General features: G+C 75.9%; 21 protein-coding genes. 9 read left to right on the forward strand and 12 right to left on the reverse strand.

The window, feature by feature from the left end; genetic code table 11:
* Positions 1-61 precede the first annotated feature (61 nt).
* Positions 62-748 carry a response regulator gene (locus DMP17_RS18015; protein ID WP_226355901.1) on the reverse strand — a complete coding sequence of 229 codons (687 nt, stop codon included), beginning with the start codon at positions 746-748 and terminating at the stop codon, positions 62-64.
* A 179-nt stretch (positions 749-927) separates the two neighbouring features.
* Between DMP17_RS18015 and DMP17_RS18020 the strand changes: the two genes are divergently transcribed.
* The 6 genes from DMP17_RS18020 (at position 928) to DMP17_RS18045 (ending at position 8,130) form a co-directional block, all read left to right on the forward strand.
* Positions 928-2,559 carry an AMP-binding protein gene (locus DMP17_RS18020; RefSeq protein ID WP_337830142.1) on the forward strand — a complete coding sequence of 544 codons (1,632 nt, stop codon included), beginning with the start codon at positions 928-930 and terminating at the stop codon, positions 2,557-2,559.
* A gap of 61 nt (positions 2,560-2,620) precedes the next feature.
* Positions 2,621-3,628, forward strand: coding sequence for an ABC transporter substrate-binding protein (locus DMP17_RS18025; RefSeq protein ID WP_337830143.1), 1,008 nt, complete (start codon positions 2,621-2,623; stop codon positions 3,626-3,628).
* 62 nt (positions 3,629-3,690) lie between these two features.
* The gene (locus tag DMP17_RS18030) at positions 3,691-4,095 is read left to right on the forward strand and encodes a nitroreductase/quinone reductase family protein (RefSeq protein WP_226356691.1); all 405 of its coding nucleotides are present in this window, start codon (positions 3,691-3,693) and stop codon (positions 4,093-4,095) included.
* A gap of 63 nt (positions 4,096-4,158) precedes the next feature.
* Positions 4,159-7,065 (forward strand): BTAD domain-containing putative transcriptional regulator, encoded by a 2,907-nt coding sequence (locus tag DMP17_RS18035; protein ID WP_337830144.1) that lies wholly within the window; start codon positions 4,159-4,161, stop codon positions 7,063-7,065.
* Between the two features lie 135 nt (positions 7,066-7,200).
* Positions 7,201-7,737 (forward strand): DUF4333 domain-containing protein, encoded by a 537-nt coding sequence (locus DMP17_RS18040; RefSeq protein WP_337830145.1) that lies wholly within the window; start codon positions 7,201-7,203, stop codon positions 7,735-7,737.
* Positions 7,738-7,740: 3 nt separating this feature from the next.
* Positions 7,741-8,130, forward strand: a complete 390-nt coding sequence (locus tag DMP17_RS18045; RefSeq protein ID WP_337830146.1) for a hypothetical protein — start codon at positions 7,741-7,743, stop codon at positions 8,128-8,130.
* 168 nt (positions 8,131-8,298) lie between these two features.
* Here DMP17_RS18045 and DMP17_RS18050 read toward each other — a convergent pair whose 3' ends face one another.
* The 9 genes from DMP17_RS18050 to DMP17_RS18090 all read right to left on the reverse strand — a co-directional run bounded on the left by DMP17_RS18050 (position 8,299) and on the right by DMP17_RS18090 (position 19,958).
* Positions 8,299-9,537, reverse strand: coding sequence for a methyltransferase domain-containing protein (locus DMP17_RS18050; protein WP_226355896.1), 1,239 nt, complete (start codon positions 9,535-9,537; stop codon positions 8,299-8,301).
* 25 nt (positions 9,538-9,562) lie between these two features.
* Entirely contained in the window at positions 9,563-10,675 is a 1,113-nt protein-coding gene (proB, locus tag DMP17_RS18055; RefSeq protein WP_226355895.1) for a glutamate 5-kinase, read from the reverse strand.
* 7 nt (positions 10,676-10,682) lie between these two features.
* Entirely contained in the window at positions 10,683-12,182 is a 1,500-nt protein-coding gene (gene obgE / locus DMP17_RS18060; protein ID WP_226365881.1) for a GTPase ObgE, read from the reverse strand.
* A gap of 121 nt (positions 12,183-12,303) precedes the next feature.
* On the reverse strand, positions 12,304-12,561 hold the full coding sequence (rpmA, locus tag DMP17_RS18065; RefSeq protein WP_020624745.1) for a 50S ribosomal protein L27: 258 nt from the start codon (positions 12,559-12,561) through the stop codon (positions 12,304-12,306).
* 12 nt (positions 12,562-12,573) lie between these two features.
* Positions 12,574-12,879 carry a 50S ribosomal protein L21 gene (gene rplU, locus DMP17_RS18070; RefSeq protein WP_020624746.1) on the reverse strand — a complete coding sequence of 102 codons (306 nt, stop codon included), beginning with the start codon at positions 12,877-12,879 and terminating at the stop codon, positions 12,574-12,576.
* Between the two features lie 181 nt (positions 12,880-13,060).
* On the reverse strand, positions 13,061-16,411 hold the full coding sequence (locus tag DMP17_RS18075; protein ID WP_337830147.1) for a translation initiation factor IF-2 N-terminal domain-containing protein: 3,351 nt from the start codon (positions 16,409-16,411) through the stop codon (positions 13,061-13,063).
* 168 nt (positions 16,412-16,579) lie between these two features.
* Complete coding sequence (locus DMP17_RS18080; RefSeq protein WP_337830148.1) at positions 16,580-17,398, reverse strand: TIGR03936 family radical SAM-associated protein; 819 nt, start codon at positions 17,396-17,398, stop codon at positions 16,580-16,582.
* Between the two features lie 45 nt (positions 17,399-17,443).
* Positions 17,444-17,992, reverse strand: a complete 549-nt coding sequence (locus DMP17_RS18085; protein ID WP_337830149.1) for a GNAT family N-acetyltransferase — start codon at positions 17,990-17,992, stop codon at positions 17,444-17,446.
* The gene (locus DMP17_RS18090; RefSeq protein WP_337830150.1) at positions 17,985-19,958 is read right to left on the reverse strand and encodes a TIGR03960 family B12-binding radical SAM protein; all 1,974 of its coding nucleotides are present in this window, start codon (positions 19,956-19,958) and stop codon (positions 17,985-17,987) included. Before DMP17_RS18090 ends, DMP17_RS18085 begins: the two co-directional genes overlap by 8 nt.
* A gap of 45 nt (positions 19,959-20,003) precedes the next feature.
* Here DMP17_RS18090 and DMP17_RS18095 point away from each other — a divergent pair, with 45 nt between their 5' ends.
* Both DMP17_RS18095 and DMP17_RS18100 read left to right on the forward strand, forming a co-directional pair.
* Entirely contained in the window at positions 20,004-20,900 is an 897-nt protein-coding gene (locus tag DMP17_RS18095) for an alpha/beta fold hydrolase (RefSeq protein ID WP_337830151.1), read from the forward strand.
* A gap of 90 nt (positions 20,901-20,990) precedes the next feature.
* Positions 20,991-22,166 carry an acyl-CoA dehydrogenase family protein gene (locus DMP17_RS18100; RefSeq protein WP_226355888.1) on the forward strand — a complete coding sequence of 392 codons (1,176 nt, stop codon included), beginning with the start codon at positions 20,991-20,993 and terminating at the stop codon, positions 22,164-22,166.
* Between the two features lie 7 nt (positions 22,167-22,173).
* Here the strand turns inward: DMP17_RS18100 and DMP17_RS18105 are convergent, their stop codons facing one another.
* A complete protein-coding gene (locus tag DMP17_RS18105; RefSeq protein ID WP_337830152.1) occupies positions 22,174-22,980 on the reverse strand; it encodes a helix-turn-helix domain-containing protein in 807 nt (268 codons plus the stop codon).
* Between the two features lie 140 nt (positions 22,981-23,120).
* Between DMP17_RS18105 and DMP17_RS18110 the strand changes: the two genes are divergently transcribed.
* On the forward strand, positions 23,121-23,501 hold the full coding sequence (locus DMP17_RS18110) for a nuclear transport factor 2 family protein (protein WP_226355887.1): 381 nt from the start codon (positions 23,121-23,123) through the stop codon (positions 23,499-23,501).
* 13 nt (positions 23,502-23,514) lie between these two features.
* On the opposite strand, the gene DMP17_RS18115 is transcribed toward DMP17_RS18110, so the two are convergent.
* Positions 23,515-23,946, reverse strand: coding sequence for a hypothetical protein (locus DMP17_RS18115; protein WP_337830153.1), 432 nt, complete (start codon positions 23,944-23,946; stop codon positions 23,515-23,517).
* Positions 23,947-23,974: the final 28 nt, after the last annotated feature.

Below are 23,974 nucleotides of genomic sequence, written 5' to 3' on the forward strand. Positions count from 1 at the left end.
CGGGGCGACGGCGGCGGTCTGCCGTCCCGGCCGCCCTACGTCATCCGTCGTGGCCGCCCGGTCAGCCCTGCGGCGGGACGAGCCCCTGCCGGACGGCGACCAGCGCCGCCTGGGTGCGGGAGGTGAGCTGCAGCTTGCGCAGGACGTTGCTGACGTGGGTGCGCGCGGTCCGCTCGCTGATCACCAGCTGGTCGGCGATCTCCTGGTTGGACCGGCCCCGGGCGACGAGGACCAGCACGTCCCGCTCGCGGTGGGTCAGCGCGCCGAGCCCGCTCGGCGGCGAGATCATCTCCTTGGTCAGCTGCCGGGCGACGCTCGGGTCGAGGAACACGTCGCCGCGGGCGGCGGCCCGGATCGCGGCGATCACCTCGCCCGGCTCGGCGCTCTTGAGCAGGTAGCCCGACGCCCCGTTGCCGAGCGCGGTGTGCACCCGCTCCATCTCGCCGAAGCTGGTCAGCACGACGACCCGCACCCCCGGGAATCGCTCGGCCACCAGCGCCGTCGTCGCGGCGCCGTCGAGGCGGGGCATCAGCAGGTCGATCAGGACGACGTCGGGCAGCTCCCGGTGCACGGCCATCGCACCGAGCCGGTCCAGCACCTCCTGCCCGTCCCCCGCCTCACCGACGACCTCGACGTCGTCGAGGGACTCCAGGTAGGCCCGGATCCCGCGCCGGACGACGGCGTGGTCGTCGGCGACGAGGACCTTGACCGGGGTGGTCGTCGTCGGTGACTCGGTCGGTGCGTCCACTCGCAGCGCCTCCGCTCGGCCGTCCGGGCTCCGGCGCCCGGGGGTTCCAGCATGGCAGCAGGATCCGCGAGGTCCCCCGAACTACGTCATCCGTCTCGGTCCGCCGCGGCCGGACGACCACCCCGGTGACGGTCATCGGCCGATCGCCCGCCGGGTGGCCGGGTTCCTACGGTCGGTGCATGGACGTCGCCTTCGGCACCGTGTGGGAGGCCGTCGCCGCCCGGCTCCCGGATGCGACGGCCGTGTGCGAGCCCGGGGCACGCTGGACCTTCGCCGAGTTCGACGACCGCGCGTCGCGGCTGGCGACCGCGCTGGAGTCGGCGGGCGTCCGGGCCGGGGACACGGTCGCCTGCTACCTGTACAACGGCTCGGCGTACCTGGAGACGGTGTTCGCGGCGTTCAAGCTCGGCGCGGTCCCGGTGAACGCCAACTACCGCTACACCGCGGCCGAGCTGACCTCCCTGCTCGACGACGCGGGCGCCGCCGCGATCGTGTTCAGCGGACCGCTCGCCCCGAACGTCGCGCACGCCGCGGCGCACCTGTCCTCGCTGCGGCTGCTGGTCCGCGACGGCGACGCACCCGCCGACGACCCCGGTCCGGACGCGGCCGACCTGGCGACGATCCGCCGCGCCACCCCACCCCGCCCGCACGTCCCGCGGCCGGGAACGGACCGGCTGTTCATGTACACCGGCGGCACCACCGGACGGCCGAAGGGCGTCGTGTGGCGGCAGGTCGACCTGCTGCACAGCATCGCCGTCGCGGTCTTCGGGCCGCTCGGCCGCGACGCCCCGCCCGCCGACCTCGACGACGCCGTGGAGCTCGCGGTGTCCGCCCGGACCGGCGGCCGCTCACCGGTGACGCTGCCGGTGGTGCCGCTGATGCACGGCACCGGGCTGTTCAACACCCTCGGTGCGCTGCTCGTCGGCGGCCGGGCGGTGCTCACCCGGCCCGGCCGGCTCGACCCGCGCCACGTCTGGGAGACCGTCGCCGCGGAGCGGGTCGGGACGATCGTGGTGGCGGGCAACGCGGTCGCCGTCCCGCTGGTCGACGAGCTGGTCCGGGCCGAGTCGGCGGGCAGCCCGCACGACCTGTCGTCCCTGCGGGTGGTGCTGAGCTCGGGGACCGCGCTCGGCGACCGCACCAAGGAGGCACTGCACGCACGCACCGCGCTGACCGTCACCGACGCGATCGCGGCCAGCGAGGGCGGCCCGTTCGCGTTCGCGGTGACCCGCTCGGTCGACGACCTGCCGGCCCGGTTCCGGCCGGTGCCCGCCACCCGGCTGATCGCCGACGACGGCCGGGTGCTCGCCCCCGGCGAGCCCGGGACCGGGGTGCTCGCCTACCGCGGCCCGCTGCCGATGGGCTACCACGGCGACGCCGAGCGCACCGCCGCGACGTTCCGGTTCGTCGACGGGGTGCGCTACGCCGTGCCGGGCGACCTGGCCGAGCTGACCCCGGACGGTGTCATCCGGTTCCTCGGCCGCGGCGCCGGGGTGATCAACACCGGTGGCGAGAAGGTGCACCCGCAGGAGGTCGAGGACGTGCTGCTCGCCGACCCGGCGGTGACCGACTGCGTGGTCGTCGGGGTCCCCGATCCGGTGTGGGGTGAGCGGGTGACCGCGGTCGTCGCCTCCCCCGGCGCGGGTCCGGAGCTGCCCGGACGGCTGCGCGAGCGGGTCCGCGCGGTACTGGCCGGCTACAAGGTGCCGCGCGCGGTGGTCGTCGTCGACGAGCTGCCCCGCACCCCGACCGGCAAGATCGAGATCGCCCGGGCCAGGGAGCTGGCCGGGGCGGTCCCGTCCGCCGGGTGAGACTTCCTCGCCGTGCCCGTTCTCTGATACAAGGTGAGCCTCACCTTACCTGAGGAGAACGATGAGGCCCCGTGGATCCACGCTGCTCGCGGCGCTGCTCGGTGCGGCCCTGGTCCTGACCGGCTGCGGCGCGTCCCCCGGCAGCACCGGCACCGCCCCGGCGACGCCGACCGACGGGGCCGCGTTCCCGGTGACCGTCCGGCACGCCTTCGGCGAGACGACGGTGCCCGCACCCCCGCAGCGGGTCGTCGCGCTGGGCATGAACGACCTGGCCGTCGCCCAGGCCGTCGGCGCACCGGTCGTCGGCGCGGTCCGCAGCTCCGGCGACAGCGGTCCCGTGCTCCCCTATCTCGACCCCCTCCCGCCCGAGGTGCTCGCGATCGAGCCCGACGGCACGCTGCCGCTGGAGCAGATCGCGGCGTTCCGGCCCGACCTGGTCCTCGGGGTCTCGGCGTTCCAGATCACCGACCGGGCGGGCTACGAGGCGCTGTCGCGGATCGCGCCGACCGTCACCTACGCCGAGGGCCTGTACACCGCCTCCATGCAGGACGACGCCCGCCAGATCGGCCGGGCGCTGGGCCGCGGGGACGCCGTCGAGACCCTGGTCGCCGAGGCGGACCGCCGGATCGCCGAGACCCGTGACCGGCTGCCCGGGCTCGCCGGGAGGACCTACCTCTACGGGCAGGCGCGCGGGGAGATCCTGCCGATGGTGGTCGGCGAGCAGAACCAGTCCACGGTGTTCCTGCGGTCGCTGGGCCTGGAGGTGCCGGCGTCGTTCCGGGACGCGCCGGCGAGCGACGCGCTGGCCCCGGGCACGGTCGGGGTGTCCTACGAGGAGGTCGGCAGGCTGTCGGAGGCCGACCTGCTCCTGATGACCTTCGCGGGGGCGGGCGACCGCGCGAGGTTCGAGGGCGACGAGCTGGTGCGCCGGGTGCGCGCGGTGCGGCAGGGCACCTACACACCGGTGACGCTGGACCAGGCCATCGCCCTGCAGGCGCCGAACGTGGTGTCGGTGGGCTGGCTGCTCGACGGGCTGCGGCCCGCGCTGGAGAAGGTCGCGACGAGCTGACGAGCCCGGCTACCCGCCGGTAGGCTCGGGGCGTGAACCCACCCGACATCGCCCTCAAGGCCATGAACGCGGGCCACCGTCTGCTGATCCGGCTGACCGGTGGGAAGGTCGGCCACTCGGCGATGGGGATGCCCGTCGTCGAGCTGACCACCCGCGGCCGGCGCTCCGGCGAGCCGCGCACGGTGATGCTCACGGCACCGGTCCACGGTGACGGGAGCTACGTCGTCGTCGCCTCCCGGGGCGGCGACGACCGCCACCCCGCCTGGTTCCTCAACCTGCGTGCGGACCCGGACGTCGAGGTCGCCGTGCAGGGCGGGCCACGCGTGCCCATGCGTGCCCGGATCGCCGACCCGGCCGACCGCGCGACGCTCTGGCCGCAGATCGCCGGGAAGTACCGCAACTACGCCGGCTACCAGCGCAGCACCACCCGGGAGATCCCGCTGGTCCACCTGGAGCCGCGCGGCTGACCGGCCACGCATCATCAGGGCAGATGATTCCGGAGATCCGGATCATCTTCGTAGGGTCGGGGCATGTCCGGTCCTGCCGTGCCTGCGGAGGCGGTCCCCCCACAGGCGTCCCCACTGCAGCTCTCGGTCCTCGGAGGTGTGCGGGCGAGCCGTGACGGCGACGACCTGCCGCTCGGCGGGCCGCGCCCACGGGCCCTGCTCGCCGCACTCGTCGTCGCCGCCGGGCGTCCGGCCACCGAGGACCTGCTCATCGACGCCGTCTGGGACGGAGAACCCGCCCCGGCCGCGAAGCAGGCGCTGCACACCTACGTCGCCCGGCTGCGCGGTGTCCTGGAGCCCGGCCGCTCGGCCCGCGGGGCCGCGACGGTGCTGGTCCGCGGCAGCGGCGGCTACGCCCTGGCCGTCCGGCCCGAGCAGGTCGACGTGTGGGCGATGCGCGAGCTCGCCGCCCGGGGCGCGACCGCGCTGGCCGAGCGACGCCCGCACGAGGCGGTGTCCGTGCTGGACCTGGCGCTGTCCACCGGCGACGGCACCCCGTTCGGCGACCTCGCCGACCGCGCCTTCCTGGCCGCCGAGGTGGCCGCGCTGACCGAGCTGCGCGCCGGGATCCGCGAGGACCGGGCCGCCGCCGCGCTCGCCACCGGCGAGGACGTGACGCTGCTCGACGACCTGGCCGCACTCACCACCGAGTACCCGCTGCGCGAGCGCGCGTGGGAGCTGCGGGCCCGCGCGCTCTACCGCGCCGGGCGCCAGGCCGACGCCCTCGCCGTCCTGCGGACCGCGCGGGACCTGCTCGCCGAGGAGCTCGGCGTCGACCCGGGGCCCGGCCTCGCCGCGACCGAGCGGGCGGTGCTCGCCCACGACCCGGAGCTGCTGCACCGGGCCCCCGCCGCCGACGCCCCGGCGCCCGCCGCCGGGACCACCCGCAGACCGCTGCCGGTGCCGTCGACCGCGCTGCTCGGCCGCGACGACGACCTCGTCCGGCTCCGCGCCGCCCTCGACGCCCACCGGCTCGTCACCGTCGTCGGCCCCGGCGGGGTGGGCAAGACCCGCGTCGCGCTGGACGTCGCCGCCGCCGCGGGCGGTCCGGTGTGGTGGGCCGAGCTCGCCGATCTCGCCCCGGGGACCTCCGGCGCGCTGCTGGCCCCGGTCGTCGCCGAGGCCACCGGGGTGCTCACCGCGCAGGGCGCCGACCAGCTCGCCGCCGCCCTGGCCGGCACCCCCGGCCTGCTGGTGCTCGACAACTGCGAGCACGTCCTCGACGCCGTCGCCGAGCTGCTCACCACGCTGCTGCCCGCGTGCCCCGGCGTGCGGGTGGTCGCGACCAGCCGCGAGCCCGTCGACCTGCCCGATGAGCAGCTGCTGGAGCTCGCGCCGCTGTCCCCCGCCGCGGCCGAGCAGCTGTTCCTGGACCGGGCGGCGGCCGCGGCACCCGGCGCGGCCCCCACCGGCGACGACCGGGACCGCGTCGCCGAGGTCTGCGCCCGGCTCGACGGGCTCCCGCTGGCCGTCGAGCTGGCGGCCGCCCGCAGCCGCACCCTGTCGGTCGGGGAGATCGCCGACGCCCTCGACGACCGGTTCTCCCTGCTCGTGGGGGCCGGCCGGGGCACCCCCGCCCGGCACCGGAGCCTGGAGCACACCATCGCGCTGTCGGTCGACGACCTCGGCCCGGCCGACCGGCGGCTGTTCGGGGCGCTGTCGGTGTTCACCGGCGGGTTCGACGCGACCGCGGCCGCCGCCGTCGCCGGGGTACCGGTCCGCGACGGGCTGGCCACGCTCGTCGCGAAGTCCCTGGTCGGCGTCGACACCGGTGCGCCGGGCCCCCGCCGGTTCGCGCTGCTGGAGACCCTGCGGGCCTTCGGCGACACCCTGCTCGACGACGCCGCGCGCACCGCCGCCCGCACCGCGCACCGGCGCTGGGTCCTCGACGTCGTCACCGAGGCCGACGCCGCGTGGCTCGGCCACGACGCGGCCCGCTGGTTCGGGCGGGTCCGCGCCGAGCAGCCGAACGTGCGGGCCGCCTTCGGTGCCGCGCTGGCCGACGGCGGTGCCGCCGCGGTCGACGACGTGCTGCGCCTGGCCGGGGCGCTGGGCTGGTACTGGTACCGCTTCGGCCGGGTCGCCGAGGGCATCGGGTGGGCCACCGCGGCACTGGCCGCGGCCGGGCCGGACGCCGACCCCGAGGCCGTCGGGCTGGCGCACTTCGCCTCCGGTCCCCTGCGCTACCTGGCCGGTGACCCGGCCGGTGCGGCCGCCGACGTCGCGGCCGGGCTGGAGCGGATGGACCCGGCCCGGCACCCGACGAAGGTCGCCCGCGGGCTCGCGTTCCGCGCCTACCTGGCGGCGGCGACCGACCCGGCGGCCGCGCAGGCCCTGCTGGGCGAGGCGCTCGCGGTCTCGCGCGCCGCCGGGGACGGCCCCGGTGAGTCCGAGACGCTGATGGCCGCCGGGCACCTCGCGCGGCTCGGCGGGGACACGGCGACGGCGCTGGACGTGCTGCGGTCCGCGGTGGCCGTCGCGCGGCGGGCCGGGCACGGGTTCGCCGACGGGTCCTCGCGCTGGCACCTGGTGAAGACCCTGCTCGACCGCGGTGACCCGGCCGCGCTGGACGAGGCGGAGTCGCTCGTGCGGTTCCTCGGTGGCGAGCCCGACGTGACGTCCTGGCTGGTCGCGACGCACGCCCTCGCGGGCGCGCTGGGACAGTCCGGGGACGGCGTGCGGGGCGCCCGGCTGCTGGGGGCGGTGTCCGCGGTCGGCGGCGAGGTCGGCTACCGGCCCGAGGAGATGGACCCGCAGGACTCCGAGCGCAACGTCGCCCTGGTCCGGGCCGGGCTCGGCGGGTCGGCCGAGCGGTACGCGGCCGCGTTCACCGAGGGCGTCGCGGGTGGGCGGGCGGCGATCGCCGCGGTCCTCGACGAGCTCGGTGACGGCGGCACCGTGGCCGCCCGGGTGGTGGGCCGGAGCGCCTGAGCCGCACTCCCCGGGACCGCTTGCGCCGACCCTGCAAGGCCGCTGCAAGTGGATTGCCAGTGGCCCACCGCAGAGTTCGTGGTGTTCGCCCCACCGGCCGCCCGGGCCGCCGGGGCCACCACCCGAGGAGACACCATGAACGCCACCCTGCGCAGCCTCGCCCGGCTCGGCCTGGTCGCCGCGGCGACGAGCACCGTCCTGTTCGGCACCACGGCCTGCAGCCTCGCCTCCGTCCCGGCGGACAGCGTCGAGCAGCAGATCGTCAGCAAGCTGGGCGCGCAGGGCGTCTCCCTCGACAACGGGAAGGCCGACTGCGCCACCGACCTCGACGCGACCGTCGGGGCGAGCCAGACCTGCGAGTTCCACTCCGGTGGCCAGCCGGTCGGCGCGGTCGTCACCGTCACCGCCGTCGACGGGGACAACGTCTCCTTCGACATCACCACCGAGCCCCGCCCGGTGCCGAAGGCGCTGCTGCAGGACACCGTCGGCTCGCTCGTCGCGCAGAACGCCGGCGTCCCGATCGACACCACCACCTGCGACGGCGACCTCGCCCCCACCACCGGCCAGGCCGTCGGCTGCCGCGTCACCTCCGGCGAGGAGTCGATCGACGTCCGCGCGACCGTGACCGAGATCCAGGGCGGTCTGGTCAACTTCGATGTCGAGCAGGTCTGAGCCGTGCGCACCGCGACCTGGCTCTCCGCGCTCGCGCTGGTCGTCGTCGCCGGGGCCCCGCTGACCGCCTGCTCGACCGGACCGGAACGGCAGGTGTGCGGGGTCCTGGAGGCCGACGGCGACGACTACCTCGAGGTGGACCCGGCCGCCTGCCCGGCGCCCGAGGCGGTCGTGTCACCGGCCGGGCCGCGGTGGGTGCCGGTGTCCGCACTCGACGACGATGACCACGACCACCACCGCACGGTCGTCGCCCGGTCCCCGGGTACACCGCGGACCACCGCCGCACGGACCCCGGCACCCCGGGCGACCGCGGCGCCGCGGACCACGACGAAGACGACGACGAAGACGACGACGAAGACGACGAGTCCGAAGCGGACGACCCGGTCCCGGTGAGCACCGTGCCCCGGTCACCGCGGGCGGGCCGCCGGCGGGCCCGGGGTCCGCCGCCGGGCCGCCCGGGGACGCCGGGTGGGCCGGGGCACCGGGCCACGGGCTCCGCGCCGCAGCAGCGGTGCGGGACCGTGTCGCCCCGGGCCCGGCTCCGGGCCGTGTCCCCGCGTGTCAGCCCGTGGCCGGACCCCAGCGCAGCGTCAGCCGGGTACCCGCACCGTCCACCACGACGTCCCCCGGCCCGGCCCGGTCCACGCCGGGCCCGCGCTCCGGCCCGCCACCGGGACCGGCGAGCGACGGGACGACCGCCTCGATCCGCAGGTCCGCCGCGTGCGGGCGGCCCGCGTCGACCCACCCCGCGACCAGCCCGGCCAGCCGTTCGGCGGCGAGGTCACCGTCCGGCCCGCAGGCCCGCACCGTCGCCTCCGGGTCCGCCAGCAGCACCGCGCACCCGTCGCCCGCGACCAGGCCCAGCGTCGCGCGGACACCGCCGAGGTCGAACAGCGCCGGTGCGGCCCCACCCTCGGCCGGGCCGAACAGCCGCACCACCCCCGGGTCCGCGACCGCGCACCACAGCCCGAGCCCGTCCCACAGGTCCGCCACCGTGCCCGCCGCGGCCACCGGCCGGTCGGTGCCCGCACCGGTGGTCGCGCGGGCCAGCGCCCGCGGGTCCGGGACGTCGGCGTCGTCGGAGCCGCAGGCGGGCTGCACCCGCCACCGGCCGTCCGGCAGGGCGACCTCGGCACCCGGGTCGGCGCCCTCCCCGCGCAGCCGGACGAACGCGCAGCTGCGCACCGACCGCGAGTGCAGCCGTCCCGGGGCGGTGTGGGCGAACGCCACCGACAGCTGGCTGCCGCGCACCGTGAGCGGCAGCAGCAGCCGGCCGCCGGGCGCGAGCTGGGCGACCCACTCCGGCCGGACGCCGGTGGAGCCGACGGTCAGCTCGATCCGGTCGTAGGGCGCCGCGGGCGGGTACCCGAGCGCCCCGTCCCCGACGACGACGTCGACGCCGTCGAACCCGGCGGCGTCCAGGTTCGCCCGGGCCCCGGCGACCAGGTCGTCGTCGATGTCGAGGGTGGTCACGGCCCCGTCCGGACCGACCAGCTCCGACAGCAGCGCCGCGTTCCAGCCGGCCCCCGCACCGATCTCCAGCACCCGGTGCCCCGGCCCGGCCGCCAGCTGTTCCAGCATGATCGCGACCATCGACGGCTGGGAGACCGAGCTGACCGTCACGCCGTCGTCGACCTTGATCGGGACGGCGACGTCGGCGTAGGCCCCGCCGGGGTCGAGGGCGGGCAGGAACAGGTGGCGCGGCACCGTCTCCAGTGCCGCGCGGACCGCGGGGGTGCGCACCCGGCCGTCGCGGACCAGGGACGCGACCAGCGCGGAACGGGCGCGGTCGGCCGACATGCGGGCATTGTGCCCCTGCCGCCGTCTAGAGCAGAACGAGGTCGTCCGCGTGGACGAGCTCGCGCCGCTGCTCGGGCGGCAGCTCGCGGGTCCGGCGGCCGATCATGTGCGGCAGCTCGGTCGCGTCGTAGGAGACGACACCGCGTGCGATGGCCCGCCCGCCGGGGGCGAGCAGCTCGACGACGTCGCCGGCGTCGAAGTCGCCGGACACGCCGTGCACCCCGGCGGCCAGCAGCGAGCGGCGACGGCGGCGGACGGCCTCGACGGCGCCGTCGTCGAGGTCGAGGGCCCCGCGGACGTCGGCGGCGTGCCGCAGCCAGAACCGGCGGGCGCCCATCCGGGTCCCGGCGGCGCGGAACACGGTGCCGACCTTGGGGCCGTCCTCGGTGGCGGCCAGGGCGTCGGCGATCCGGTCGGCGGAGGTCAGCAGCACCGGGATCCCGGCCGCCGACGCCATCGCGGCCGCCTCGACCTTGGTGGCCATGCCGCCGGTGCCCAGTCCCGACCCGGGGCGGGTGACGCTGACCCCGGCGAGCTCGGCCGGGTCGTCGACCTCGGTGATCAGCGACGTCCCAGGGTCGCGCGGGTGGCCGTCGTAGAGGCCGTCGACGTCGGAGAGCAGCACGAGCGCGTCGGCGCCGACGATGTGTGCGACGAGCGCGGCGAGCCGGTCGTTGTCGCCCACCCGGATCTCGGCGGTGGCGACGGTGTCGTTCTCGTTGACCACCGGCAGCGACCCGAGCTGCAGCAGCCGTTCCAGGGTGCGCTGGGCGTTGCGGTAGTTCGAGCGGCGGATCATGTCGTCGGCGGTGAGCAGGACCTGCCCGATGCCCTGCCCGTGCCGGGCGAACGACGCCGAGTAGGCGTGGGCGAGCAGGAGCTGCCCGACCGACGCGGCGGCCTGCTGGGTCGCCAGGTCCCGCGGCCTGCGGCGCAGCTGCAGCGGCGCGAGGCCGGCCGCGATCGCCCCCGAGGAGACGAGCACGACCTGCGCACCGGCGGCGCGGCGCCCCATCAGGGCGTCGACCAGGGCGTCGAGCCGGGCCGGGTCGAGACCACCGGTCAGGCTCGTCAGCGACGACGACCCGACCTTCACCACGATCCGCTTCGCCGCACCCAGTGCGGCGCGCGTGCTCACGCGGGTCTCACTCCTCGATCTCGTGGTCCGACGAGTAGCGGGCGCCCGCGGCGAGCTCGGCGTCGGACAGGTGGTTCCGGCGCGCGACCCGGGCGCGCTTGCGCTCGGCGGCGCCGACCCGGTCGTTGCCCTCCAGCCGGATGTCGGTGCCGCGCCCGGTGAGCAGGGCGGCGACGCCGGCCGGGGTGGACGGCTCCCAGTCGAAGGTGACCTGGCCGATGGTGACCGGGCAGCCGGGCACGGCACCGGCCTTGGCCAGCGCCTCCTCCACGCCGAGCCGGGCGAGCCGGTCGGCGAGGTAGCCGACGGCCTCGTCGTTCTCGAACGCGGTCTGGCGGATCCACCGCTCGGGGCGCTCCCCGCGCACGACGAACCCGCCGTCGAGCTCCGGGTCGGGCGTGATGGTGAAGCCGGTGTCGTCGACGGCGCGCGGGCGCAGCACGATCCGGCTCGGCTCGGCCTCCGGGCGCGCGGCACGGGCCGCGGCGACCCGCTCGGCCATCGCGAAGCTCAGCTCCCGCAGCCCGGCCCGGGACGCGGTGGAGATCGCGTACACCGGCCAGCCGAAGCGCTCGGTCAGGTCCTCGCGGACCATGTCGACCAGGTCCGCGGCGTCCGGGACGTCGATCTTGTTGAGCGCGACCAGGCGCGGGCGCTGGTCGATCCGCTCCCCCAGCGCGCTGGTGCCGAGGGCCTCGGCGTAGTGCGCCAGCTCGGTCTCCAGCGCCTCGATGTCGGACACCGGGTCGCGCTCGGTCTCGAAGGTCGCGCAGTCCACGACGTGCACCAGCACCGAGCAGCGCTCGATGTGGCGCAGGAACTCCAGGCCGAGGCCGCGGCCGTCGGCGGCACCCGGGATGAGGCCGGGGACGTCGGCGACGGTGAAGGTGTCGTCGCCCGCGCTGACCACGCCGAGCTGGGGCACGAGGGTGGTGAACGGGTAGTCGGCGATCTTCGGACGGGCCGCGGACAGCGCCGCCACCAGCGAGGACTTGCCCGCGCTGGGGAACCCGACGAGGCCGACATCGGCGAGGCTGCGCAGCTCCAGGGTCAGCTCGACCTCGTCGCCGGGCTCACCGAGCAGCGCGAAGCCGGGGGCCTTGCGGGCGGCGGAGGACAGCGCGGCGTTGCCGAGCCCGCCCCGTCCGCCCTCGGCGGCGACGAACCGGGTGCCGACACCGACCAGGTCGGCGACGACCTCGCCGCGGGCGTCGAGCACGACGGTGCCGTCGGGCACCCGCAGCTCCAGGTCCGGGGCGTTCGCGCCCTGCTTGAACGCGCCCTGCCCCTGGGTGCCGCTCTTCGCCTCCGCACGGGGGCGGTGGTGGTAGTCGAGCAGCGTGTGCACACCCGCGTCGACGACGAGCACGACCGAGCCGCCCCGGCCGCCGTTGCCGCCGTCGGGGCCGCCGAGCGGCTTGAACTTCTCGCGGTGTACCGAGGCGCAGCCGTTGCCCCCGGCACCCGCGGTCGCGTGCAGCACGACGCGGTCCACGAACCGGGACATGACGGTGCTCCTGTCGTTGTGTCGTACCACGGCGGGGCCGCGGTGGGTGGTGACACGACGAACGGCGGGCCCCCCGTTACCGGGGTGACCCGCCGTCGGCGTCGCTGTGCTGGCGGGTCGCTCAGACCTCGGCCGGCACGATGTTCACGGTCTTGCGGCCGCGCTTGGAACCGAACTCGACGGTCCCGGCGGCGAGGGCGAACAGCGTGTCGTCCTTGCCGCGCCCGACGTTGACACCCGGGTGGGTGGCGGTGCCGCGCTGACGGATGAGGATCTCGCCGGCCTTGACCGACTGGCCGCCGAAGCGCTTCACACCCAGGTACTGGGCGTTGGAGTCGCGACCGTTACGGGAGCTGGACGCACCCTTCTTGTGTGCCATGACGCGGGCTCCTTACTTGCCGATCGCGGTGACCTGGACCTTCGTCAGGGGCTGACGGTGCCCCTGACGCTTGTGGTACCCGGTCTTGTTCTTGAACTTGTGGATCCGGATCTTCGGACCCTTGGTGTGCTCGACGACGGTGGCCGTCACCGCGGAGGTGAGGCCGCTGGCGTCGGTGGTCACCTGGTCGCCGTCGACGAGCAGCACGGCGGGCAGAATGATCTCGGCGCCGGGCTCACCGTCGAGCTTCTCGACGGTGACCACGTCGTCGACGGCCACCTTGTACTGCTTGCCGCCGGTCTTGACGATCGCGTACATCGCTGACGCACGACTCCTGAACATCGGGGGCGCACCTGGTGCGCTCGGGCTTTCACAGCTCGCGCCGGTCCCCGGCGCGCACACCACGGCCCCCGTGCCGAACACTGTCGTGTGCAGAGGCGTGGCTTCTGTCGGTCAAGGTTACGCGACCCCGTCGGAGTGCTCTCCGCCGGGGTCGCCGTCACCCTCCGTCCTGGGGCGGACCCGCCGGGCGGGAGGCCGCCCGGCGCGGACGACGGGTACGGGTGACGGCCGCGGCGGGCTCCGGCTGCGCGGCGACGGCCGGAGCGGCCGCCGTTCCCGCGTCGGCCGGTGCCGCCGTGGCCGCCGGCGGAGCGGACTCCTCCGGCGTCGAGGCGGTCGTGATGACCACCGCCTCACCACCGCGGACCGGGGCGCCGGCGGAGCGGCTGACCCGGCGGCGGCGCGGTGCGGGTGCGTCGGGCTCCGGGGCGGCGGGGATCGTCCCCGTCGGCTCCGGGGCCACGTCCTGGGCCGGTGCCGCGGCCTGCGGGGCACCGGTGGGCTCGGCGACCACCGGGGCGGCCGGACCGGTCAGCTCACCACGCGGCTCGGCGACGACGGTCTCGTCGTCGTCATCGGCCGGGGCCGGTGCGGGTGCGGCGTCGGTGACGGTGGTGTCGGCCGTGGCCGGCACGGAGACCCCGGTGGACCCGGCGGCCGCGCCGTCGTCGCCCTTCGGGGTGCTGCCCGCGGCGACGGCCGCGACTCCCGCGGCGGCGTCGACGCGCCCGGTGTCGCCGGAGCCGTCCCGCTCCTCGGCACGGTCGGAACCGTTGCGGTGCCCGGAGCCGTTGCGGTCGGAGTCGTGGCGGTCGGCGTCCTGACGGCCCGCGTCCCCGTTCCCGGAGTCGCCGTGGCCGGACTCGCCGTTGCCGTTGCCGCCGCGGCGACGACGGCGACGCCCGCCGCCGTCGGAGTCGCCGTTGCCGGCATTCCCGGAGCCGGACCCGTTGCCGGATCCGCCACCGTTGCCGCCGCCGTTGCCGGAGCCGTTGCCGTGCTGCGCGCCGTTGCCGGAACGGCCGTGCTGGTGGTCCGGCCCGGTGTCGGTCGAGACGATCACGCCCCGCCCGCGGCAGTGCTCACAGGTGGTGGAGAAGTGCTCCAGCAGCCCGCCGCCGACCCGCTTGCGGGTCATCTGGACCAGGCCGAGCGAGGTCACCTCGGCGACCTGGTGCCGGGTGCGGTCCCGGGCGAGGCACTCGGTGAGGCGGCGCAGGACCAGGTCCCGGTTCGCCTCGAGCACCATGTCGATGAAGTCGACGACGATGATCCCGCCGATGTCACGCAGCCGCAGCTGGCGGACGACCTCCTCGGCCGCCTCCAGGTTGTTGCGGGTGACGGTCTCCTCGAGGTTGCCGCCGGAGCCGGTGAACTTGCCGGTGTTGACGTCGACGACGGTCATCGCCTCGGTCCGGTCGATCACCAGGGTGCCGCCCGAGGGCAGCCAGACCTTGCGGTCCAGCGCCTTGAGCAGCTGCTCGTCGATCCGGTACTCGGTGAAGACGTCGGACGGGCCGGTGTGGCGGTGCATCCGGTCGGTGAGCTCGGGCGCGACGTGCCCGACGTAGCCGGACACGGTGTCCCAGGCGTCGGCGCCGGACACGATCAGCTTCGAGAAGTCCTCGTTGAACTGGTCGCGGACGACCTTGACCAGCATGTCCGGCTCCTCGTAGAGGAGCGTCGGGGCCTTGGGCGCGCCCGGGCCGGTCTTGTTCGCCTTCTCCTTGACGACCTCCCACTGCGCCTGCAGGCGGCGGACGTCACGCTCGAGGGCCTCGTGCGAGACCCCCTCGGAGGCGGTCCGGATGATCACACCGGCGTCGGCCGGGACGATCTCCTTCAGCATCTCCTTGAGGCGCTTGCGCTCGGTGTCGGGCAGCTTGCGGGAGATCCCCGCGGCACCGCCGGAGGGCACGTAGACCAGGAAGCGGCCGGCGAGGGAGATCTGCGTGGTCAGCCGGGCACCCTTGTGGCCGACCGGGTCCTTGGTGACCTGCACCAGCACCTGGTCGCCCGAGGAGAGCGCCTGCTCGATCTTGCGCGCCTTGCCGTTGAGGCCGGCGGCGTCCCAGTCGACCTCACCGGCGTAGAGCACGGCGTTGCGGCCGCGCCCGATGTCGACGAAGGCCGCCTCCATCGAGGGCAGCACGTTCTGCACGCGGCCGAGGTAGACGTTGCCGACCATCGAGCTGCCGGAGTTGCCGCCGGTGATGAAGTGCTCGACGAGGATGTCGTCCTCGAGCACGCCGATCTCGGTGCGGTCGGAGCGCTGGCGGATCACCATCTGGCGGTCGACCGACTCGCGCCGGGCCAGGAACTCCGACTCGGACAGGATCGGCGGACGGCGGCGGCCCGCGTCGCGGCCGTCCCGCCGGCGCTGGCGCTTGGCCTCGAGCCGGGTGGAGCCGCGCACGCCCTGGACCTGGTCGTCGGAGGACGACCCGGAGTCCTGGCGGGACTCGCTGCGGGCCTCGCGGACCCGGGTGACGGTGTTGGGCGGGTCGTCCTCGGAACGGTCCTCGACGTCGGACCCCCCGCGACGACGACGGCGCCGCCGGCGGCGCGAGCCGCCCGAGGACTGCTCGTCGGAGTCGTCGTCGGAGTCGTCGTCGGAGTCGTCCGAGGAGTCGGAACCGGTGGAGCCGGAGTCCTCGGAACCGGACTCGTCGGAGTCCTCCGCGTCGTCGCCGTCCTCGCCGGAGTCCTCGCCGCCCTTGCCGCGGCCGCGGCCACGACGGCCCCGGCGGCGACGACGGCGGTTGCCGTTCTCGTCCTCGCCGTCGTCGTCGGAGCCGTCGCCCCGGTCGTCGGCGTCGGTGGTCCCGTCGGCGTCGGTGTCGTCGGCGGCCGGGGTGGTGGCCCCGGTGTCCGCGGCCGGGGCCGCGGTGGTGTCGGTGTCGCGGTCCTTGCGACGGCGGCTCTTGCGGCCGCGGCGGGGGCCGCCGTCTGTGCCGTCCTCGCCACCGGACTGCTCGGCCGCGTCGTCGCCGGTGGGCTCGGCGGCCGCCGGGGCGGTCTGCGCGGCGCCCTGGGCGGTGGGGGCCTGGAACATCGGGACGGCGAAGACCGGCGCCAGTGCGGGCGCGGACCCGCCCCGGGCGGCACCGGAACCGGTGTCGAACGGGTTCGCCGGGACCTCGGTGGTCGCGTCCCCGGCGTCGGCGGAGCCGATGTCGAGTACGGCCGCGGCCTCGGCGAGGGCGGCGTCCGGCGTGTCGGCCGCGGGGGCGGGCTCCGCCGCGGCGGGCTCGGCCCCGTCGGCGGGCTCCGGGGAGGTGGCCCCGGCGGAGTCCGTGACCGGGCGCAGCGCCGCGACGACCTGCTCGGCCGTCGCACGGGTGACGCTGGACTGGGCGCTGCGGACCTCCTGGCCCAAACCGACCAGGGTGGCCAGGACATCGCGGCTCGCCGTGCCCAGCAGCTTGGCCAGGGCATGGACCCGCATCTTCTCCGGCAGCTCGGAGAGCCCGCCGGTGCTACCGGCGGGCGCGTCGTTCACGGACATTCAGCTCCTTCGCCCCCGGGCGCCTCACGTCGGAGGCGGCCGCTCAGGGACCTTGCGCGTACGTTCCGCAGCTCGCGCGGGTTGCGCGGTACGGCACATCTGGTGTCGCTCCCCGGTCTTCGGGGATGGTGCTCGACGCCGGACCGGAGGCGGGAAGTGCCGTCCGTGTCAGGAACCGTCCGGCCGGGCCCGGGTCGCCGGGACCGCACCGAGCGGATCCACCAGGTCGCCCCCGTCGTCGAGCAGGCCCTGCGCCAACCGGGTGGCCGTCACCGGTACCGGCGGCGCCAGGTCTGCGACGACGGTGAGCGCGCCCAGTACGTCATCGGGTCGGACGGTCGGTGTCGTCAGCCGTACGACCGCCGTCAGTATCGCACAGTCGGTGACCGACGCCGGGGAACCCGCCGCCCCGGACGGGTCATGATCGGCCGGTGTGCCGTTCACCTGCGGTTCGACCGACAGAGTCACGACGGCGGCGCGCACGTCGATCTCCTTGCGCCCGGACGGGGTCACCCGGGTCACCACGACCGAGGTCTCGGCGAGGAACCGCTCGACCGCGGACCGCACCTCGGCGGGGTCGAGCCCGCGGATCTCGAGCCGCCAGCGGGCGGCGTCGATCCGGTCGGCCAGGGCGGGCGGCGTCGCGACCGCCGCCGCGACGACGTCGAGCCCGTCGGGCAGCGCCCGGTCCATCGCCTCCCGGATCAGCTCCGGGTCGACCTCGCGGGTCAGCCCCATCTCGACGTACTCGGCCTCGCTGGCCGCCCCGGTCGGGGCGGCGCCGACCCAGGACAGCCGCGGGTGCGGGCTGAAGCCGTGCGAGTGCGAGACCGGGACGCCGGCCCGGCGGACCGCGCGTTCGAAGCTGCGGGCCACGTCGCGGTGCGAGAGGAACCGCAGCCGGCCGCGCTTGGCGAAGCGCAGGCGGACCCGCTGCACCGTCGGGGGTGCCGGGTTCGCTGCCGCTCCTGCCTTCACGCGCGCCATGCCCCGGAGTCTAGGAGGCCGCCCGGCCGCCCCGACCGGGACCGTCTACTGCTCCAGCACCAGCAGCGCGTCGCCGGCGGGCCGGAACCCGGCACGCCGGTAGAACGCGGCGCTGCCCGCGGTCGGGGCCAGCATCAGCCGCCGGTACCCGCGGGCCCTGGCGTGCGCGACGACCGCCGCGAGCAGCACCCGCGGCACGCCCGCCTCGGTGAACGCGGCGAGGACGAAGGCGTTGCCGACCTGCCCGGTGCGCGTGCCGCGGCCCCCGGGGCGGGGCATCTGCACGGTCTCCAGCACGTTGATCGACCCGACCGGTGTCCACCCGGCGCGGTCGCTGCCCGCCTCGGCCACCCAGAAGGCCCGGCGCGGCTGCTCGACCCGCCACCAGGCGGCGAACGACTCGGCGAACGACGGGTCCTCGACCGGCCGCCCGGCGCGCTCCTCCAGCCAGAGGCGGCGCAGCCGGGTGAGCGCGGCGACGTCGCGCTCGTCGGCGACCCGGACCCGCAGATGTCTGCCGCCGTACTCCCAGGAGGACCCGTCGGCGTCGGCGACGGCCGGGTCCGGGATCGAGGACAGTCCGTTCTCAGTCACCCGGGCGTGCGCCCCCGAGCGACCCCGCGGCCGAGGCCGTCGGGTTGACCACGGTCAGCGGCAGCAGGGTGGTCCCGCTGGGGCCGACCTCGATGTCGGTGCCGGTGGACGGGCAGACGCCGCAGTCGAAGCACGGCGTCCAGCGGCAGTCGTCCTGCTCGCGGCCGTCGAGCGCGTCCTGCCAGTCCTCCCAGAGCCAGTCGCGCTCCAGGCCGGAGTCGAGGTGGTCCCAGGGCAGGATCTCGTCGGCGTCGCGCTCGCGGGTGGTGAACCAGTCCAGCGACACCCCCTGCGGCTCCAGGGCCTCGGCGGCGGAGTCGACCCAGCGGCGGTAGGAGAAGTGCTCGGACCAGCCGTCGAACCGGCCGCCGTCGCGCCAGACCTTCTCGATGACGGCGCCGACCCGGCGGTCGCCACGGGCGAGCAGTCCCTCGATCAGCGAGGGCTCGCCGTCGTGGTAGCGCATGCCGATGTTGCGGCCGATCTTCCGGTCGGTGTTGACCGCCTCGCGCAGCTTGCGCAGCCGGGAGTCGACGACCTCGGGGTGGCACTGCGCGGCCCACTGGAAGGGGGTGTGCGGCTTCGGGACGAACCCGCCGATGGAGATGGTGCAGCGGACGTCGTTGCGCCCCGACGCCCTCCGCCCGGCCTCGATCACCCGGTAGGCCATCCCGGCGATCTCCAGGACGTCCTCGTCGGTCTCGGTGGGCAGCCCGCACATGAAGTACAGCTTGACCTGCCGCCAGCCCTGGGAGAACGCCTCGGCGCAGGTCCGGATGAGGTCGTCCTCGGAGACCATCTTGTTGATCACGCGGCGGATGCGCTCGGAACCGCCCTCGGGGGCGAAGGTCAGCCCGGAGCGGCGGCCGTTGCGGGAGATCTCGTTGGCCAGGTCGATGTTGAACGCGTCGACCCGGGTGCTCGGCAGCGACAGCGAGGTGTTGGTGCCCTCGTAGCGGTCGGCGAGGCCCTTGGTGATCTCGGCGATCTCGGAGTGGTCGGCGCTCGACAGCGACAGCAGGCCGACCTCGTCGAAGCCCGAGGCGCGCACCGCGGCGTCGACCATCTCGCCGACGCCCTGCAGCGACCGCTCCCGCACCGGGCGGGTGATCATCCCGGCCTGGCAGAACCGGCAGCCGCGGGTGCAGCCGCGGAAGATCTCGACGCTGGCCCGCTCGTGGACGGTCTCGGCCAGCGGGACCAGCGGCTTCTTCGGGTACGGCCAGTCGTCCAGCTCGATCGTGGTGCGCTTCTGGACGCTCGCGGGGACCCGCTCGTCGGCCGGGGTCACCGCGGCGATGTGGCCGTCGTCGGCGTAGGTCACGTCGTAGAGGGAGGGCACGTAGCAGCCCGGCGTCGACGACAGCCGCAGCAGCAGCTCCCGGCGCCCACCCGGGCGCCCCTCGGACTTCCAGTCCCGGACGACGTCGGTGATGTCGCCGACGACCTCCTCGCCGTCACCGAGCGCGGCGACGTCGACGAAGTCCGCGACCGGCTCCGGGTTGAACGCCGCGTGCCCACCGGCGACGACGACCGGGTGGCTCTCGTCGCGGTCGCGGGCGTGCAGCGGGACCGCCGCGAGGTCGAGCGTGGTGAGCAGGTTGGTGTAGCCCAGCTCGGTGGAGAAGGAGACGCCGAGGACGTCGAAGTCACCGACCGCGTGGTGGGCGTCGACGGTGAACGACGGCACCCCCGACTCGCGCATCAGGGCCTCGAGATCGGGCCAGACCGCGTAGCAGCGCTCGGCCAGTGCGTCGGCGCGCTCGTTGAGGACCTCGTACAGGATCTGGACGCCCTGGTTGGGCAGGCCGACCTCGTAGGCGTCCGGATAGAGCAGTGCCCAGCGGACGGCCGCGGAGTCCCACGGCTTGACCTGCGAGTTCCCCTCACCCCCGACGTACTGCACCGGCTTGGCGACGCGGGGCAGGATCGGCTCCAGGGCGGGGAATACGGAGGTGGGTGCCACGCTGCACCAGGGTAGCCACGTCCGTTCGGGACGAACCGGCGGGTCGTGTCCGACCGAACGCGGGGTGTGGAACCCGAGCAGTACACCGACGTCGGCGCGGTCCGGCTGTGCCACCAGTCCTTCGGCGACCCCGCCGACCCGGCGGTGGTCCTGGTGATGGGCCTGGGCCTGTCGCTGGACTGGTGGCGCGACGACCTCTGCGCCGCCCTGGCCGGCCGCGGGTTCCGGGTGGTGCGGTTCGACAACCGCGACGTCGGCCGCTCGACGCACCTGTTCGGCCCCGGGATCTCGGCGTGGGGGTTCCTGACCCGCCGGGCCCGGCCGGTCTACACCCTGGCCGACATGGCCGACGACACCGGCGGGCTGATCGCCCGGGTCGCGCCGTCCGGGGCGCACGTGGTCGGTGCCTCGCTGGGGGCCTCGGTCGCCCAGGAGACCGCGATCCGCCACCCCGGCCTGGTCCGGTCGCTGACCTCGGTGATGGGCCGCCCCGGCGACGGCACCGGGCGGACCGCGCCGCGGATGCTGCCGGAGTTCCTGCGGCCGCCGCCCGCGGACCCGGTCGAGGGCCTGGTCCGGTCGTTCCGCCGGATCGGCTCCCGCGACCGGACCGCCGTGGACGACGAAGACGTCCGCGTCACGTTCCGGCGGGCGCAGGCCCGCGAGACCGGCGACGGCAGCGGGTCCGGCAGGCAGCTGGCGGCGATCGTCGCCGAGCGGGACCGGACCGCGGACCTGCGGGCGCTGACCTGCCCGGCGCTGGTGCTGCACGGGTGCGAGGACCGGGTCATCCGCCCCGACGGGGGCCGTGCGACCGCCGCGGCCGTCCCGGGCGCCGAGCTGGTGGAGGTACCGGGGATGGGCCACGACCTGCCGCGGTGGGTGTGGCCGGAGCTCGTCGAGGGGATCGTGCGGACCGCCGCCCGGGCGCACGCCCGCTGAGGCACGGGTCACGGCGGGCGGGCGGGCCGGGCACCTACGCTGGCGCCGACCTGCTCCCCACGCGCGTCCCCGAACTCCCAGGAGACCCCCGTGCCCGTGACCGACGCCGAGCTGCACGCCCGGTTCCGCCCGCTGTTCGACGAGATCGCCGCCGGCGCGGTGGAGCGCGAGCTGACCCGCAGGCTGCCCGTCGACGAGATCGCCGCCCTGCGCGACGCCGGGTTCGGCGCGGTCCGGCTGCCGGTGGAGGCCGGCGGCGCGGGGGCCTCGCTGCGCCAGCTGTTCGCGCTGCTCGTCGAGCTGGGGGCGGCGGACTCGAACATCCCGCAGGCGCTGCGGACGCACCTGCTGTTCGCCGAGCTGTGGTCGGCCGGTGCCGCCGACGACCCGGTACTGCGCGGGCGGCTGGAGCAGGTCGCGGCCGGCCGGCTCGTCGGCAACGCCATCTCCGAGCGCGGCGGCGTCGCGCGCAACTCCTCCACCACGGTGCTGCGCCGCGACGGGGACAAGCTGCTGCTCGAGGGCGAGAAGTTCTACTGCACCGGCACGCTCTACGCCGACCTCGTCGACGTCGTCGCCCTCGACGAGGACGGCAGCCGGGTGAGCGTGCTGGTGGAGACCTCCGCGCCCGGTGTCGAGCGGGTCGACGACTGGCGCGGGTTCGGCCAGAAGCTGACCGCCAGCGGCACGACCCGGTTCACCGCGGTCGAGGTCGACCCGGCCCAGGTGCGGCCCGCGCCGACCGACGCCCACCAGCCGGTCCGGCAGGGGTTCCTGCAGCTGGTGCAGCTGGCGGCGCTGGCCGGGATCGCCCGCCGCGCCGCCGACGACGCCGCCGCCTACGTCCGCGACCGGCGCCGCAACTGGCCCTACGGCAACGCCGACCTGCCCAAGGACGACCCGCTGGTGCAGCAGGTCGTCGGGAAGGTCGACGCGGCCGCGTTCACCGTCGCCGCCGTCGTCGACGCCGCGGCCGCCTCGCTGGAGCGGGCGCTGTCCGAGCCCGGCCACGGCCCGGCCGCCGAGCTCGACGTGTACCGGGCCCAGTCGACGGTGCCGCAGCTGGTGCTGGACGCGACCTCGGAGCTGTTCGAGGTCGGCGGCGCGTCCACCGTCGACGTCGACCGGGCGCTGGACCGGCACTGGCGCAACGCGCGCACCCTCGCCGTGCACAACCCGATCGTCTACAAGCAGCAGGTGGTCGGGGCCTTCGCGCTGAACGGGACGGTGCCGGTGCTGTCGCTGTCCCCGGGCGTCGCGGGCTGAGCGGGGCTCACCGGCCTGCGCGGGCGGTGAGGGCGGCGCGCGTGGCGTCGTCGGCGGGCAGGAAGGTCTCCAGTGCCAGCTCGGCGAGGGTGACGTCGTGCGGTGCGCCGAAGGTCGAGACCACCGAGTGGAACCTCAGCGTGCCGTCGTCGGTGTCGAGGACCAGCGGCAGCAGCACGTCCGAGCCCGGCGACGGCAGCGCGGTCTCCTCGGGTCCGGGGTAGTCCCGGCACTCGGCGAGCAGCGCGACGAGCCGCCGGTCCGCGGTCATCCGCACCTGCCGTTCGAGCCGGTGCAGCAGGTGCTCCCGCCACTGGGCGAGGTTGCGGATGCGCGGCGCGAGCCCGGCGGGGTGCAGGCAGACCCGGTGCACGTTCGGCGGCGGCCCGAGCACGGCCGGGTCGAGGCCGGCGAGCAGCGCCGAGGCCGCGGCGTTGGCGAGCCGGACGTCGCCCCACCGGTCCACGACGAGGGCCGGGTACGGGTCGTGCGCGGCGACGAGCCGCGCCAGCGCCTCCCGCACGGGCGCGAGGTCCGGGTCGTCGAGCGACCGTTCGGCGTAGGCGGGGGCGTAGCCGGCGGCCAGGAGCAGCGCGTTCCGCTCCCGCAGCGGGATCTCCAGCGCCTCGGCGAGCGCGCCCAGCAGCTCCCTGCTAGCGCCCGAACGGCCGGTCTCGACGAAGCTGAGGTGCCGCGCCGAGACCCCCGCCGCGAGCGCCAGGTCGAGCTGGCTGCGCCGGCGGCGGCCTCGCCAGAACCGCAGCATCTCCCCCGGTCCCGCGGTGCGGGCCGGACGGACGTCGGTGTCGCTCACCGGGCCGACGCTAGCCGGACCCGGGCGTCGCGACGACTACCTGCGGGTAGGCGGATCCGGTTACCCCGCAGGTCATCGCGCCGCGGCGACGGTGGCAGCAGGCTCGGTGAGGTCCGAACCGCACCACCCAGGAGGTAGGGATGACCGACTTCACCGCCCTCGCCGAGCGCTACGTCGCGGCGTTCAACGAGGCCGACCCGGCGGCGCGGAAGGCCCGCGTCGCCGAGCTGTTCACCACCGACGTCCGCTACACCGACCCGCTCGCCGACGTCACCGGGCACGACGGCGTCGCCGGGTTCCTGGGCGCGGCCCGGGAGAAGCTGGCCGGGTTCGAGTTCCGGCTGCACGGCGAGGTCGACGCGCACCACGACCGGGCGCGGTTCCGCTGGCAGGCGGCCCCGCCGGAGGTCTTCGCGTCGGGCGCCGAGCCTCCGGTGGTCGGTTTCGACGTCGTCGTGACCGACGGCGACGGCCGGATCGCGCAGGTGCACGGCTTCCTCGACGTCGTGCCGGCCCTCTGACGGGCCGGGCCGGTCAGTGGACGACCGGCCCCGACGACGGGCCGTGCGCCCACGACGGCGGCGGGCCGGGCTCGGCCCGCCGCCGCGGGACGACGAACGCGGCCACGGCCAGCAGCCCGGCCAGGAGCATCCCGTACTGCAGGCTCAGCAGGTAGCCGAGCCCCCGGCCCAGCGCGAACGGCGCCTGCGGGTCGACCAGCGTCCAGGCCGAGGCCGACGCGAGCAGGACGGCCGCGGTCAGCGGCGCCGCCGGGGACAGCCGGGCGGCGAGGGCCACCCCGCCCAGCAGCAGACCACCGGCCAGCAGCAGGCCGGACCCGGACGGGACCCGGTCGAGGTCCATCCGCATCATGCCCTCGTAGGCGATGCCCATCCCGGCGCCGGCGACGGCGAGCGCCACCGCCGTCCCCGCGAGCCCGACCAGGATCCCCACCAGGTGCCGCACGACCGCCCCCCTCCGCCGATCCGGACGG

The sequence above is a fragment of the Pseudonocardia sp. TMWB2A genome, assembly GCF_017312135.1.

What these genes read in the sequence shown, in the direction of transcription:
- DMP17_RS18020 (WP_337830142.1), top strand. Translation starts at nt 928, where the DNA reads ATGGACGTCGCCTTCGGCACCGTGTGGGAGGCCGTCGCCGCCCGGCTC.
- DMP17_RS18025 (WP_337830143.1), top strand. Translation starts at nt 2,621, where the DNA reads ATGAGGCCCCGTGGATCCACGCTGCTCGCGGCGCTGCTCGGTGCGGCC.
- DMP17_RS18030 (WP_226356691.1), top strand. Translation starts at nt 3,691, where the DNA reads ATGAACGCGGGCCACCGTCTGCTGATCCGGCTGACCGGTGGGAAGGTC.
- DMP17_RS18035 (WP_337830144.1), top strand. Translation starts at nt 4,159, where the DNA reads ATGTCCGGTCCTGCCGTGCCTGCGGAGGCGGTCCCCCCACAGGCGTCC.
- DMP17_RS18040 (WP_337830145.1), top strand. Translation starts at nt 7,201, where the DNA reads ATGAACGCCACCCTGCGCAGCCTCGCCCGGCTCGGCCTGGTCGCCGCG.
- DMP17_RS18050 (WP_226355896.1), bottom strand. Translation starts at nt 9,537, where the DNA reads ATGTCGGCCGACCGCGCCCGTTCCGCGCTGGTCGCGTCCCTGGTCCGC.
- obgE (WP_226365881.1), bottom strand. Translation starts at nt 12,182, where the DNA reads ATGTCCCGGTTCGTGGACCGCGTCGTGCTGCACGCGACCGCGGGTGCC.
- rpmA (WP_020624745.1), bottom strand. Translation starts at nt 12,561, where the DNA reads ATGGCACACAAGAAGGGTGCGTCCAGCTCCCGTAACGGTCGCGACTCC.
- rplU (WP_020624746.1), bottom strand. Translation starts at nt 12,879, where the DNA reads ATGTACGCGATCGTCAAGACCGGCGGCAAGCAGTACAAGGTGGCCGTC.
- DMP17_RS18075 (WP_337830147.1), bottom strand. Translation starts at nt 16,411, where the DNA reads ATGTCCGTGAACGACGCGCCCGCCGGTAGCACCGGCGGGCTCTCCGAG.
- DMP17_RS18080 (WP_337830148.1), bottom strand. Translation starts at nt 17,398, where the DNA reads ATGGCGCGCGTGAAGGCAGGAGCGGCAGCGAACCCGGCACCCCCGACG.
- DMP17_RS18110 (WP_226355887.1), top strand. Translation starts at nt 23,121, where the DNA reads ATGACCGACTTCACCGCCCTCGCCGAGCGCTACGTCGCGGCGTTCAAC.